Origin of the sequence: Thermodesulfobacterium sp. TA1, assembly GCF_008630935.1 — a bacterium.
Lineage (GTDB): Bacteria > Desulfobacterota > Thermodesulfobacteria > Thermodesulfobacteriales > Thermodesulfobacteriaceae > Thermodesulfobacterium.
Map to the genome: position 1 here is coordinate 1,155,682 of NZ_CP043908.1, position 13,801 is coordinate 1,169,482.

At 35.9% G+C, this 13,801-nt stretch carries 16 protein-coding genes; 4 read left to right on the top strand and 12 right to left on the bottom strand.

The window, feature by feature from the left end:
• Positions 1-5 precede the first annotated feature (5 nt).
• The gene (locus F1847_RS05900) at positions 6-1,067 is read right to left on the bottom strand and encodes a DRTGG domain-containing protein (RefSeq protein WP_150072155.1); all 1,062 of its coding nucleotides are present in this window, start codon (positions 1,065-1,067) and stop codon (positions 6-8) included.
• Positions 1,068-1,389: 322 nt separating this feature from the next.
• On the opposite strand from F1847_RS05900, the gene def reads away from it, so the two are divergent.
• Positions 1,390-1,887 (top strand): peptide deformylase, encoded by a 498-nt coding sequence (gene def, locus F1847_RS05905; protein WP_150072156.1) that lies wholly within the window; start codon positions 1,390-1,392, stop codon positions 1,885-1,887.
• Here the strand turns inward: def and F1847_RS05910 are convergent.
• The 4 genes from F1847_RS05910 to zapB all read right to left on the bottom strand — a co-directional run bounded on the left by F1847_RS05910 (position 1,877) and on the right by zapB (position 5,055).
• Positions 1,877-2,662 carry a TIGR00282 family metallophosphoesterase gene (locus F1847_RS05910; RefSeq protein WP_240702769.1) on the bottom strand — a complete coding sequence of 262 codons (786 nt, stop codon included), beginning with the start codon at positions 2,660-2,662 and terminating at the stop codon, positions 1,877-1,879. The two genes, def and F1847_RS05910, sit on opposite strands and share 11 nt — an antisense overlap.
• Positions 2,663-2,678: 16 nt before the next feature.
• Positions 2,679-4,283 carry a ribonuclease Y gene (gene rny / locus F1847_RS05915; RefSeq protein WP_150072157.1) on the bottom strand — a complete coding sequence of 535 codons (1,605 nt, stop codon included), beginning with the start codon at positions 4,281-4,283 and terminating at the stop codon, positions 2,679-2,681.
• A gap of 224 nt (positions 4,284-4,507) precedes the next feature.
• Positions 4,508-4,816: a cell division protein ZapA gene (locus tag F1847_RS05920; RefSeq protein ID WP_150072158.1), complete on the bottom strand. Its 309-nt coding sequence runs from the start codon at positions 4,814-4,816 to the stop codon at positions 4,508-4,510.
• Positions 4,817-4,836: 20 nt separating this feature from the next.
• Positions 4,837-5,055: a cell division protein ZapB gene (gene zapB / locus F1847_RS05925; protein WP_150072159.1), complete on the bottom strand. Its 219-nt coding sequence runs from the start codon at positions 5,053-5,055 to the stop codon at positions 4,837-4,839.
• Between the two features lie 138 nt (positions 5,056-5,193).
• Here zapB and F1847_RS05930 point away from each other — a divergent pair, with 138 nt between their 5' ends.
• On the top strand, positions 5,194-6,492 hold the full coding sequence (locus F1847_RS05930) for an endonuclease Q family protein (protein WP_150072160.1): 1,299 nt from the start codon (positions 5,194-5,196) through the stop codon (positions 6,490-6,492).
• A gap of 211 nt (positions 6,493-6,703) precedes the next feature.
• Here the strand turns inward: F1847_RS05930 and F1847_RS05935 are convergent, their stop codons facing one another.
• A complete protein-coding gene (locus F1847_RS05935) occupies positions 6,704-7,903 on the bottom strand; it encodes an IS110 family transposase (protein WP_150071129.1) in 1,200 nt (399 codons plus the stop codon).
• Here F1847_RS05935 and F1847_RS05940 point away from each other — a divergent pair.
• Together F1847_RS05940 and F1847_RS05945 are read left to right on the top strand one after the other, a co-directional pair.
• The gene (locus F1847_RS05940; RefSeq protein ID WP_150071130.1) at positions 7,859-8,116 is read left to right on the top strand and encodes a hypothetical protein; all 258 of its coding nucleotides are present in this window, start codon (positions 7,859-7,861) and stop codon (positions 8,114-8,116) included. The genes F1847_RS05935 and F1847_RS05940 overlap by 45 nt on opposite strands.
• 25 nt (positions 8,117-8,141) lie before the next feature.
• The gene (locus F1847_RS05945) at positions 8,142-8,732 is read left to right on the top strand and encodes a hypothetical protein (RefSeq protein ID WP_150072161.1); all 591 of its coding nucleotides are present in this window, start codon (positions 8,142-8,144) and stop codon (positions 8,730-8,732) included.
• A 54-nt stretch (positions 8,733-8,786) separates the two neighbouring features.
• Here F1847_RS05945 and F1847_RS05950 read toward each other — a convergent pair whose 3' ends face one another.
• The 6 genes from F1847_RS05950 to F1847_RS05975 form a co-directional block, all read right to left on the bottom strand.
• Positions 8,787-9,005, bottom strand: coding sequence for a hypothetical protein (locus F1847_RS05950; protein WP_150072162.1), 219 nt, complete (start codon positions 9,003-9,005; stop codon positions 8,787-8,789).
• 23 nt (positions 9,006-9,028) lie between these two features.
• Positions 9,029-9,262 (bottom strand): hypothetical protein, encoded by a 234-nt coding sequence (locus F1847_RS05955; RefSeq protein ID WP_150072163.1) that lies wholly within the window; start codon positions 9,260-9,262, stop codon positions 9,029-9,031.
• Positions 9,263-9,350: 88 nt separating this feature from the next.
• A complete protein-coding gene (locus F1847_RS05960; protein WP_150072164.1) occupies positions 9,351-10,202 on the bottom strand; it encodes an HDOD domain-containing protein in 852 nt (283 codons plus the stop codon).
• Positions 10,199-10,681 (bottom strand): chemotaxis protein CheD, encoded by a 483-nt coding sequence (locus tag F1847_RS05965; RefSeq protein ID WP_150072165.1) that lies wholly within the window; start codon positions 10,679-10,681, stop codon positions 10,199-10,201. The genes F1847_RS05960 and F1847_RS05965 overlap by 4 nt, the downstream gene beginning before the upstream one ends.
• 21 nt (positions 10,682-10,702) lie before the next feature.
• Complete coding sequence (locus F1847_RS05970; RefSeq protein ID WP_150072166.1) at positions 10,703-12,004, bottom strand: homoserine dehydrogenase; 1,302 nt, start codon at positions 12,002-12,004, stop codon at positions 10,703-10,705.
• 23 nt (positions 12,005-12,027) lie between these two features.
• A complete protein-coding gene (locus F1847_RS05975) occupies positions 12,028-13,794 on the bottom strand; it encodes an adenosylcobalamin-dependent ribonucleoside-diphosphate reductase (protein WP_150072167.1) in 1,767 nt (588 codons plus the stop codon).
• Positions 13,795-13,801: the final 7 nt, after the last annotated feature.

Genomic DNA, 13,801 nt, shown 5'->3' on the forward strand with positions numbered 1-13,801 from the left:
AACCTTTATCCTCTTACCAAGTTTAAAAACCTTTCCAAACTAAGTTCTTTCATTACCATCTCTTTAGCCCTTAAAGCTTTGCCTTTCTCTTTGAGAATGGCCTTGCCCACTAAATTTTGGATCCTATCAACCGAGGAAAAGGTATCAAGAGAAGTAACCACCACAGGCACCCCTTTGGTCTTAGCTATGTTAACCACCATCTCACTTGGGTATAATCCTCCTGTCAAAAGTAAACACTTAGTAGAGGTCTCTAAGGCTAAAATCTGAATGTCTGTCCTGTTTACACCGGTTATCACCACCTTGTTAGGTATCCTCAAAAAATACCTCATCGCATTCTCAGGGTCCATCGCACCGATCGTTATGTTCTCTACAAACTCATCAAGCTTATCCTCACAACACACTATCCCTCCGTTAACCACCTCAAGCAACGTCCTAACCGTTACTGCCTCAAGCAACTTATCCCGCTTAAATACCCCTAAAACCTCTACCCCTTTCCCTTCTAAATAAGACACCACCTTCTCCTTTACATAAGGATACTCCTCAACAGGGACCTTGTTTATCACCGCACCCGCAAAACTTGCACCCAAAAGCTCCCTTATCCCAAGGATATCGTCTACCGAGGTCTCCCCATCCCAAAGCTGAACTATTACTCCCTTGGCATCTAACTCTTTTATCAAATGAAAACAATCTATCCCCAGGCTGTAGCCTTCAAAAATGTTGTCTCCTCCTACGACAAAAAGATAATCTTTAAGTTCAGCTTGTTTTTTTATCACCTCTTTTATCTGTTGGTCTAAACTTACACCTTCTCCTTCAAAAAGTTTATACTGGATATCATAAGTAAACACAAACGGGCAGGACCACTCAACCGGGTCTTCACTTTCTAAGACCTGATGGATAAACATGGCTTCTTCGTCAAGGATCTTATCTCCTACCTTTATCGGAACTTTACCTATTAGCTTCATGTACCCAACCTTATTACCTTTTTCTTTAAGGTTTAAAGCCAGTCCTAAAGCTAAAACGTTTCTTCCGGTAAAAGGTCTGTTTGACACTAAAAATATAGCCTTCATATCTATACCTCCAGATTTTTTTTGTCTTATTTTTTATTATTATGCCTTCTAATAAGCTTTTTGACAACTCTAAAAAAAGCCTATTTACCAAAAAATCTTGTTTAACTATTTAAAATTCTCTATAAAACCTAAACTCTTAAGCCTTTGTCATCCCAAACGATATAAAAAGGGTTTATCTCTTTAAAAGATAGAGCCTTTGATATTATTTAGCAGTATTATCTAACCAATCCTTAACAGGATTACTAAATATGGTACTAGGCAATTGAAAAAATTTAAATCAATTTTAAAATAATATTTATAAAAACTTATTTGGGAGAAAAACATGGAAATATTAACCTTAGGTCATCCTACTTTAAGAGAAAAGGCTTTGCCTGTAGAGAACATAGATGGGGAGATTAAAAAGTTGGTTGAGGAAATGGCTCAAACCATGTATAAGGCTAAAGGACTTGGGTTAGCAGCCAACCAAGTAGGGGTTTTAAAGAGGATTTTTTTGTTAGACATCTTGCAGAAGGAGGGAACCCCTAAGTTAGAGGTCTATATAAACCCAGAAATTTTACAGGCTGAAGGATATACCACTTACGAAGAAGGATGCCTTAGTATTCCAGGGTATTATGCCAAGGTAGAAAGATACTCTAAGCTTTATATAAGAGCTTTAGATTTACAAGGAAATCTTGTTGAAAAAGAGCTTGATGGGTTACATGCCATAGCGTTTCAACATGAGTACGACCATTTAGAAGGGATACTCTTTGTAGACCGACTTTCTCCCTTAAAACGTACCCTTTTTCAAAAATGGTGGAAAAAAAATCAACCTAAAAAATAAACCTAAAATTTTCGATAAAAGAAGCTTTTCCTGTTTCGTTTAATTCCAAAAAAACTCCTTCAAGCTTAAGTTTTCCCGTCTTTTCTACCTCTAATTTTCTTGGGACCATATTAAGATACATTTCTATAGCTTGATCTATCTTCATTCCGATAATACTTTCTACCGCTCCACACATCCCTACATCTGTTATATAACCAGTATTTTGAGGTAAAATTCTGGCGTCTGAAGTTTGGACATGGGTATGAGTGCCTATCACTGCAGAAACTAAGCCGTCCAAAAAATAACCTAAAGCTATTTTTTCTGAGGTAGCCTCTGCATGAAAATCCACCAAAATAAACGGTGTTTCTTTTTTTATTTCTAAGGCTAATTTTTTACCTACTAAAAAAGGGTTAATTAAAGGGCGCATAAAAACACGCCCTTCTAAGTTAATTATACCTAATTTTAAATTTTTTTTAGTATAAATAGTCCATCCCTTTCCTGGTGCCCCTTCCCCATAGTTAGCAGGCCTTATAACCCTTTCAGACTTATTAAGGTAGGGATAAAATTCCTTTTTCCAAATATGATTACCTGAAGTTAATACATCTATACCATATGAAAAGAGTTCTTCTACGACTTTTTCTGTGAGACCATAACCACCTGCGGCGTTTTCTCCGTTAGCTGCTACAAAATCGGGTTTATATTTTTTTAAAAGTTCAGGGAGTAGCTCTTTAACCGCTTTTCTACCCGCACTACCTACGATATCTCCTAAAAACAAAACCTTTATTTTTTTTTCCATAAAAACACCTTTTATCTTATTTTGCGTATTCTATCACTCTGGTTTCTCTTATTACAGTAACCCTAATGATACCCGGATAAGTCACCTCTTTTTCGATTTTTTGAGCAATTTCTCTGGCCAATACATAAGCCTGTTCGTCTGTAATCTTTTTATCATCTACGATTACCCTTATTTCTCTACCTGCCTGTATGGCAAAGGCTTTTTCAACCCCTTCAAAAGAGTAGGCTATAGATTCTAATTCCTTTATTCTCTTTATGTAAGCTTCTAAAAGTTCTCTTCTAGCACCAGGTCTTGCACCTGAAATAGCATCAGCTATCTGTAAAAGGATGCCTAAAAGGCTGCTTATTGGAATATCTTCATGGTGAGAGGCTATAGCATTCACTATTTCTTCATCTTCCCCATATTTTCTTGCGATTTCAGCCCCTATTAAAGCATGAGGACCTTCTAACTCATAGGAAGCAGCCTTACCGATGTCATGTAGTAAAGCAGCCCTTTTGGCTTTTTTAACATCTATACCTAATTCTCCTGCTAAAGCACCACAAATAATGGCTGTTTCTATAGAATGCTGAAGTACGTTTTGGCTGTAGCTTGTTCTATATTTAAGTTTACCTAACATTTTTACCAACTCAAGATGAAGACCATAAACCCCTAACTCAAAGCAAGCTTTTTCACCTATTTCTATAAGATGTTGTTCCATCTCTTCTTCTACCTGTTTAACCACCTCTTCTATTCTGGTAGGATGGATCCTTCCGTCTGCTATCAACCTTTCTAAAGCTAAACGTGCTATTTCTCTCCTCAGTGGGTCTACACAAGAAAGCACCACCACCTCAGGTGTATCGTCTATTAAAAGATCAACCCCTGTTAAGGTCTCAAAAGTACGAATGTTTCTCCCTTCTCTTCCTATAATTCTACCCTTCATTTCCTCATTAGGAAGTTGGACGGTAGAAACTGTCTTTTCAGTTACAAAAGGAATAGCAGCTTTAGCCACTGAATAGGAAAGAAGCTCTTGGCTTTTTCTTTTAGCCTCTTCCTTGATTTCATTTTCTATTTTCATAATTAATTTTGCCTTTTCCTCTATCAACTCCTCATCAACCCTTTTAAGTAAAATCTCTTTAGCCTCTTTCTCAGAAAGTCCAGCTAATTTTTCAAGTTCTTCTTTTGCCTGCTGGTAAATTCTTTCTACTTCATTTTTTTGTTCTTCTAATGTTTTCTTGAGTTCTTCAATATCTCTTAGCTTTTTTTCTAAATTTTCTTCTCTTTTTAAAAGCTGTTCTTCTCTTTTAAAAAGGTCATTTTCTTTTTTAGAAAGGTATTCTTCTTTACCTGCAATCCTTTCTTCTTTTAAGATCACTTCTTGAAGCCTTTTATTAAACTCTTCTTCTAATCTTTGTTTGTGAACTAAAAGCTGTTCTTTAACTTTGAGCTCTGCCTGTTGAAGCTTTAATTTGGCCTCAGTTTCAGCTCTATCTAAAACTTCTTTAGCCTTGTTTTCTGCCTCTTTGATGATTTCTTCTGCGGTCTTTTGAACCAAAAGACTTCTTTTTCTTTGAAGATAGAAATAAACAAAAACAGCAACCACACCTAAGATCAACCCTAAAACTAAACCTAACAAAAGACCCATAAGAATGCCTCCTTTATATATGATTTTTTAAGGAGGGAGGAGAAAAAAGATATATAATAACAAGACTTATGATAAACCCCAGGGTGTCGTGGGAGCTCCCTGCTCCAAGCTCTTAGCTTAAAACCTTAGGGGTGGGGTCTGGATAATCTTAGAAGCTCTTAACGAGCAAAAGACCCCAGATCCACCTAACCCCAACAAACTTTTGATGTTAGCTTGGCAGGGCGTTACTCTTTCCACGAGCACCCCAGGTATGGCTTTTCCTTTTCTAAAAACTCTCCCAGTTTTAAAACTTGTATCTTAAGATACTCTTCTAACTGTTCTTTTTCTTTTTTAAGCTTAACGTAATCATGGGCTACCTGCAAAAGTAGCCAAACAGCCAGCTTAAAAGTAGACACCTTCTTAATATTTTCTACTTCTTTCTTTTTTTCCTCTAAATAAGCCATAACCTCTGTTATTTCTTCTTCCGAGATGTAAGCTCGAAAGGTAAAACTTTGACCTAAAAAATTAAAACTAACTTCTTTTGAGTTTAACATGGTTTATAAGCTTATTTAATCTATATTTGGGAGAGTTTCTCTATCAAACTGCCAATTCTTTCTTTTAAAGCTCTCCTTTCCTCCTCCCTCCTTTCTATTTCCTCTATAAGCCTTGCGTTTTCCTCCTCTTTCATTTTTAATTTATTTATAAGCTCTTCTTTTTCATTTCTAAGCTGAACTACTAAAGAAATAATGGTATCTATCTTTTCCTCTAAGCTGACAATTTCTTGAAAATCCATTTATAAAACCTCCTCGTCATTCTTTAAGTTTCTAATTTATTTTTTAAAAATAAAATATACTTTAGGTTTTGTCAAGGGAAAAAGTTTGTCCTACATAGGATTGACAAAAAAACCTAAGTTTGATAAAGTTAATATAAAATGCAAAATAAAAATCAAACTTTACCTTCAAAAGAACTTTTAGAAAATTCTTTTTTGGCTGACCTTCATATTCACTCAAAATATAGTAGAGCTTGTAGCCGGTCTATGGAAATTCCCCAAATTGCAAGGATTGGAAAGAAAAAAGGGCTCTCATTGATAGGTACCGGAGATTTTACCCATCCTGCTTGGTTTAAAGAACTAAAAACTCAGCTTGAATTTGACCCTGTTTCAGACCTTTTAATCTTTAAAGACCTACCTGAAGGTCCTAAATTTATTCTTACTTCTGAGGTCTCTCTTATTTTTTCTCAGGGAAATAAAACCAACCGAAGGGTCCATCTTGTAATTATAGCTCCTAACTTTGAAGTAGCGGAAGAGATAAACCTTTATCTTTCTAAACTCGGTTCTCTTACTGCAGACGGAAGGCCTACTTTTGGGATTTCTTGTAAAAAACTGGTATTAGATTTGATGAAAATTTCAGAAAAAATTTTAGTTATTCCTGCCCATGCCTGGACACCTTGGTATTCTATTTTTGGAGCTTTTTCTGGTTTTGATAGCCTTGAAGAAGCTTTTGAAGAAGCTACTCCTTATATCTACGCTATAGAAACCGGGCTTTCTTCAGACCCGGAAATGAACTGGAGGATCTCAAAATTAGACCATATTGCCCTTATTTCTTGTTCTGATGCCCACTCCCCTGCCAAATTAGGACGAGAGGCTACCGCCTTTTTTTATCCTCTTACCTATGAAAACATTTATTCTTCAATAAAAACAGGAAACCTTGCTTTTACTGTAGAATTTTATCCTGAAGAAGGCAAATATCATTATGACGGACACAGAAGCTGTAAAGTGTGTCTTTCTCCTAAGGAGGCTAAAGCTTTAGGCTTTAAATGTCCTAAATGTGGCGGAAAATTAACCATAGGAGTACTTCACAGGATAGAAGACTTGGCTGATAGAGACGAAACCTATAGGCCTTCTAATAAACCTCTTTCAATACATTTAGTACCCTTGATAGAAATCCTAAGCGAGGTCTTCAACCTTTCTCCGACCTCTAAAACCTTAACCAAGCTTTACGAACAATACACCTCTATGGCTGATACAGAGATTAACTTACTTCTCAAACTACCCGAAGAAGATTTGTTTAACCTTTTCCCTGAAAAACTGACAGAAGCCATACTTAGAGTCAGAAAAGGTGAAGTCTTTGTTAAGCCTGGCTACGATGGAGAGTATGGAGTAGTTAAAGTGTTTGCAGCCTTTGAACCAGAAGAACCCTATCTTAAACAACAAACTCTTTTTTCTTTTTAAAAAAAATTTTTTTCCTTTTTAAAAAGATATAAGCTAACCATGTAAAAATTACAACTTTTTACTTTTTTACAAAATCTATAAAATACTTAAAACTTTACCCCCTCTATAAATCGTTTAAAACTCCTATTTTCTAAGTCTAACCTTAGGCACATCTTTTGCTAATAAAATCCAAAAAACTAAATAAAAGGAGTCAACTATCAGAAAATAGGAATTAAACATGAGAGACCTCCAGAACAGGGAACTTAGAAAAAGCAGGATTAAAGAAAGTTTTTTTTCTACAAATTGCATAGATAACTCTTATAAGTTTGTTTACAACTGCTATCATAGCTTTCTTATAACTGCCAAAGTTTTTCTTCTTACGTATAAAATAGGATCTGAAGTAAAAATTCCATTTTACTACACCTACCGCCATCTGGAAAAGAACATTTCTGAGAAAGCTCGACCCTTGCTTAGATATGCTCATCTTAGCTTTATACTTACCAGATTGTTTTGTTACTGGGTCTGTGCCCGCAAACTTTATGAGCTTTTTGGCATTAGAAAATCTTTTTACGTCTCTGATTTCAGCCAAAAAGAGACTTGCAAGTTTAGAGGAAATACCTTTTATAGAGGAAATGAGCTTAATTTGTTCTTGCTGGTCTTCATCCATTTTCTCTACAAGCATCTCTTCAAGCTTTTTTATTCTTGGCTCAAGGAAAAAGAGTTTTTCGATGTAGATGATAAGAGTTTGAGAGAGATAAGGATTGTCAACCCCGATAGAGTTTTTAGCAAGGTTTATGACTTCATCGGGAGAAAAGGAAGGGGTTTTACCTTTAGGAACAGAGGATTTAATAATTTCGGAAATTTCATTTGGTTTAGCTTTTTTAAGGGTTTTAGCAGAGGGGAATTTAAGGAGTATGTTAAGGAAGGAGTGGGAGTAAATATTAAAGTGCTTTTCAGCTTCTGGGAAAAGAACAGTGAGGGCGTATTTGATTTGAGTTTTAGCTTCAGCAAGTTCATGTTTAAGTTTTTGGATAAGACGAGAAGCACTACGGAGTTCAGAGTTTTCAGGATAGGATTTAAGGAATTCAGGGTTATTAAGAGCGAAGAGTGCAAGGATTTTGGCATCTTTTGTGTCGTATTTAGAGGGGTTGTTAGCGGAGATAAATTCAAAGAATCTGTGGACGATTTTAGGGTTAAGGATGAAGGTTTGGATATCTTTTTCAACGAGGAAGCAGTAAAGGGGGATGTGGAACCTACCAGAGGATTCCATAACAACGATAGGGTCAGAGAGGGTTTTGAGAAGGTTAAAGAAATCAGAGAAGCCTTGAAGAGACATAGAGAGTTTGCCGGAGGAGAGGGTTTTAGCTTCATGGTTAAGGATGCAGAAGTGGAAGTTATCTTTAGAAATGTCAACACCGATGTAATGGGTCATGATGCTACCTCCTTTTTAAGATTTTTGTCCCTCACACCATCCTCCCGAGTAGCTGGGGCTTTGGTAGCCCAACCAACTTATCGGGTGTTGAGGGACAGAGGGACATACTCCTTAAGAGGCTCAAAGGCCTACCAAAAATGGAGTCCCTGTCCCTCTCTAACTTATAAGCTTTTGTTTTATTATACAAAACAAAATGTGTTAAACAAACCTTAACATAAAAATTGCAGGAGGATAAAACATGAAAAAAAAGTTTAAAAGGGGAATTTTAGGAGTTTGTTTATTCTTTTTGTTAACTCCCATAAACTTAAAAGCAGAAAATATCAACCTTGGAGTTTCTATTTCTGAAAATCGAATAGATCACTTTTTTTTAGCGGTAGGAGACTACTTCCAGGTTCCAAAGGAAACAATTATCATCCTTAAAAAGAAAGCTTCTACCATTAGAGAAGAAGAAATACCGTTAGTCCTTTATATAAGTAAAAAAAGAAGGGTTAGTCCGGATTTTATCATAGATTTACGTAATCGAGGGTATAGTTGGTATGATATCTTTATCTATTTTGGGATTAAACCAGAGATAGAGTTTAAAAAAATTATCGTCATCCACGAACCCACCTATGGTCCTCCTTATGGAAAAGCATGGGGATATCATAAAAAGCATACTAAGCATAAAATTATCTTTTCTGACCATGACCTAATAGTATTGGCTAACGCTTATTTTATGGCAGATTACTACAAAATAGAACCTATAGGATTAAAACCTGAGTTTGATAAACATCCAGATCTTATAATCTTACATGAAAAATTATTTACAAAACACCATCCCAAAAAATAATAGATAAAAACCCGGGAAAAAGGCTTTCCCGGGGAATTAAATTCTTTATAAAACTTAGCAGCCCTCTACTTTTTTCTTAGCACCGGCTGGTTTAGCAGCTTTTTCTTCTTTTTTTGTTTCTTTTTTCTTGTCTTTTTTCTCTACTTTCTTTTCCACCTTTTTCTCGGTAGCATTACCTTTGGTAGCTTCTGGTTTAGCTACTTGTTCAGCAGCGAAAACAGGAGAGGTTAAAAGAGCTAAAGCTACTACTGTTCCTAACAATTTTTTCAACATAGTTTACACCTCTCCCTTTTATTTTACTTCTTTTCAGCTGGTTTTTCAGCTGGCTTCTCGGCAGGTTTCTCAGCTGGTTTCTCACCTGCAGGTTGAGCTGGCTGTTCTGTCTGATTAGCTGGCTGGGCTGCAGGAGCTGGAGCCTCAGTCTTTGGTGCCTCAGGCTTTGGAGCCTCTTCCTTCTTCTGCTGACATCCAGCTAAACCAATCACACCTGCTAAAGCCAAACTTAACATGAAAGATACTACCTTCTTCATCTCCCTTACCTCCTCCCTTTGATTTTGAAGTTTATATAAAATATTCAACTTTTATTTTTTTTGTCAAGAGGTTTTTAAAAACAAAATTCTAAAATTCCTTTTTAAAAACTAATGATTTATAAAGACCTATTTTCATATACTTTAATAGTCTCTCTTGTTTTAAGCCTAAAAAACTTAAAAGCTGGGAAGGAACTTTATACTTAAAAACGTCTACTCCTCCACCTATTCCCAACATATTGGTTAACATATTAGAAAGTGCAACTATAGCTGCCACATCGCTTTGCAACATAAGGTCAGGGTCATGATGAGCTCTTATCGCAAAATAAATGTTTTCAGGAAAACCCCATCTCTGTAAAAGGGTTGCTCCCACTAAACCATGGTCTACACCAAGAACCAACCACTCTACTTGTAGAAAATCTTGTTTTATGTTTTCTTCATAGGTCTTTATAAACTTGTTTAGTTCAAGCTTGGTATAGATGTCTAAAACGATTTTTCCTATGTCATGCAAAACTGAAGCTACATAAACTGCCTCTATCTTGTTTATCGAAAACCCAACATCTAAAGCTATTTCTTCTGCTATAAAACCACAAGCTAAAGAATGCAACCAAATATCTTCGGAGCTTATTCCATAACCTATCAAATCCTTTTCAAAATAATTTTTAGCTACAGAGGCAACGATGATAAATTTAATTTGGTTAACCCCAAGAAGCATCAAAGCTTTAAATAAAGAATCTACTTTTTGAGGTAAACCAAAAGCAGGTGAGTTAACAATCTTCAAAAAGTTGGCTACAATTCCAGGGTCGCTTTTAATAACCCTTTCTACCTCCTTTAAATCTACCTCTTCTTTTCTCAAAAGCTCCAAAGCCTGCATGGCTACCTTAGGAAAGGTAGGAATCTTGTCAACCTTATCAAAAATTTTTTCTAATACTTGTTCTATCATAGTTTCTCTTCTTTCCCATCTATTTTTATTTTTATGGCTTTTTCTTCTAAATCTACTTCAACCTCCAATGCACTGTTAAGACCTGTCCTAAAAATTATAGAATCTTCATGTATCATATATCTTTTAAACATCATTTTAGTTATTTTGAGGTTTAAATCTGCAAGGTTCAAAAATTCAGGGTTATTTTGGTAAACACTTCCTCCAGCAACCACGATTTTAACATTACTCCAATTTATTCCAGACTTCTCCATTTCTTCTAAAAACAAAGGTAAAAGGTTTTCTCCAGAAAACACTACTAAATCATCTTCTACCTCTATGTCTAAATCTTTATAAGGCAAAACAAAGCAACACAACCCGCCTTGTGGGTGTGTTTTATCAACCACACCAATGGCTAAACCACTTCCCAAAAAACCAGTAGTTAAGACTGCAGGATTATCTTTTAAAATCTGATATTGTCCCATCTCTACTTTTATTTTCATAATATTTCCCTTTTGCTTAGGTTAAAAGTCCATAATACGATATTTTTTAGTAGGTGCACTTACTACTTCTAAATTATCTATTTCTTCTAATGCCTTTGCTACGTTTTTTTCTTTAGCTTCATGAGTAAGCATTACTATAGGCACCGCTTGTTTCTTTTTTTGCCTTCCTATCTGAACCACTGAAGCAATACTTATGTTATATTTTCCTAAAACACCAGAAATTTTTGACAATACCCCAGGTTTATCTAACGCAGAAAAACGAAAATAGTATTTAAACTCTACCTCATCCATGGATCTTATTTTATAACTTTTCTGGCTAAAGGTCAAGGGATATTTTATAAAAGGCTTTTTTCTAAAATAAGAAAATTCTATAGCAGTTATGATGTCGCTTACTACCGCACTAGCCGTAGGTTCTTTACCTGCCCCTAAACCATAAAGTAATACATCTCCTACAAAATCTCCTGTAAGATAAAAAGCATTGTAGTTTAACCGAATAGAGGCTAACACATGATTTTCAGGAATAAGGGTAGGATGAACCCTCACTTCTATATAATTCTTTTGCTTAATAGCATAGGCTAACAATTTGATGATATAACCAAAATTTTTAGCAAAAGTAAGGTCCATAAGGTCTATATCTTCTATCCCTTCTACATAAACTTGAGAGGATTTAATAAAACTACCAAAAGAAAGAGAGGCTAAAATAGCTATCTTGTGGGCGGCATCCATTCCATTTATATCTAAGGTAGGGTCTGCCTCTGCATAGCCCTTTTTTTGTGCCTCTTTTAAAGCTTCTCTAAAATCCATGTTTTCTTCTAACATCTTAGTAAGGATATAATTTGTAGTCCCGTTTACTATCCCGACTATAGACTTTATCTCATTCCCAATAAGAGCCTCTCTAAGGGTTTTTATTATAGGTATTCCTCCGCCTACCGAGGCTTCAAACCCTAAAAATCTTCCGTTCTTTAAAGCCTCACCCCAGATTTCATCTCCATACTCAGCAAGTATGGCTTTATTGGCCGTAACCACCTCTTTCCCTTTTTGTAAGGCCCTTAAAACATAATCTTTGGCAGGAGAAATCCCTCCTATCAACTCACAAACGATAGAAATCTCAGGATCTTCTAATATTTCCTCAAAGGAGGTAGTAAATAATTCTGGATTCACTTGAGTATTTCTTGATTTTTTTAGGTCTCTAACCAAAATTTTTTTAATAACCGGAACTAAACCAATCCTTTCTTTTATAAGCTCTCGGTTCTTTTCTAATAACTCAAATACTCCGGTTCCTACAGTGCCAAAACCTAAAAGCCCTATCTTTACTTCTTCCATAAACCCTCCTTCCTTTTAAAGATTTATCTTAAGGATAAATCACATACTAAACAACCTAAACCCTCAGGGTTATCTTCCCCTAAATATATCACCTGTTCTTTCTTACACCCATACCTATAAACCGTAACCCCTTTAAGACCTAATTCATAAGCCTTAAGATAAATCTTTTTAATCTCCTCAACTGTGGTATTAGGAGGTAGATTGATGGTTTTAGAAACTGCGTTATGGGTATGTCTTTGAAAAGCTGCCTGAACCAAAAGTTGCGTCTCAGGAGATACCTCATAGGTGGTTACAAAAAGCCTCTTTATGTTTTCTGAAATTTTTACATATTTTAAGAGCCCTACCTTCTTTACCTCTGATAAAATCTCATTTATTTCATTTTCTTTATACCCTGCTTTACCTAAAACCTCTAAAAACAACGGATGAAATCCTTTTAAAATCTTATTTTCTAAGGTTTTTCTTTCATAATAAACGCCAAAAAGAGGTTCTATGCCTGGAGAAACACCTGCTATTAAAGAAATACTACCTGTAGGAGCGATGGTAGTTGTGGTCGCATTTCTCATAGGGAGGTTAATTTTGTCCCAAAAACTACCATAAAAAGCAGGGAAACATCCTCTTTCCTTAGCTAAATGATGCGAAGCCTTTACCGATTCTCTTTCGATAAAACTCATTAATTTTTCTGCTATTTCTAAAGCTTCTTTTTCTGCATAAGAAACACCTAACTTGATGAGCATGTCCGCAAAACCCATTACTCCTAAACCTATCTTTCTGGTAAGTCTGGTAATCTTGGTTATCTGAGGTAAAGGAAACCTGTTAACCTCTATCACATCATCTAAAAACCTAACGGCTAACCAGACAACATCCTTTAGCTTCTCCCAATCTATTTTTTGATCTTTTACAAAGTTAGCTAAGTTTATCGAGCCTAAATTACAAGACTCAAAAGGTAATAGTGGTTGTTCTCCGCAAGGATTGGTAGCTTCGATCTCTCCTAAATGTGGTGTAGGGTTGTGTCGGTTTATGGTATCTAAAAATAAAACCCCTGGGTCCCCTGAAGCCCAAGCAAAATAACTAATCTTTTCAAAAAGTTCTTTAGCGTCTACATGTTTTGTAATTTTTTTATTTCTTGGATTAACCAAAGGAAATTTTTCTTCTTTTCTTACTGCCTCCATAAAAGCGTCGGTGAGTCCTACTGAAAGGTTAAAGTTTCTTAAAGCCTCAGGATTTTTAAACTTTATCTCTATAAATTCTTCTATATCAGGATGATCAACCCTAAGAACCCCCATGTTAGCCCCACGTCGTTTTCCACCCTGTTTGATAGCCTCGGTAGCCGCATCGAACACCTGAATAAACGAAAGAGGGCCACTGGCTATTCCCTGGGTGCTTGCTACCATATCCCCCTTAGGTCTAATTTTAGAAAAAGAAAAACCGGTGCCTCCTCCAGATTTATGAATAAGGGCTGCCTGTTTTAAGGCCTCAAAAATAGAAGCTAAAGAATCCTCTATAGGAAGCACAAAACAGGCAGAAAGTTGCCCTAAAGGAGTTCCTGCATTCATAAGGGTGGGTGAATTAGGTAAGAAATCTAAATTGGCCATCACTTGATAAAATTTTTCTTGATAAAATTCTGCTTGAGAGGTTCCGCCAAAAGATAGTTCCCCTTCTGCTACTGCCTTTGACACCCTTTGAAAAAGTTCTTCAGGGGACTCTACTACCTCTCCGTTTTTTTTTAGAAGATATCTTTCTTTTAAAATAGCCAGTGCAGACTCTTTCAAGTTAATAAACTTTTTTTCCATAAAATCC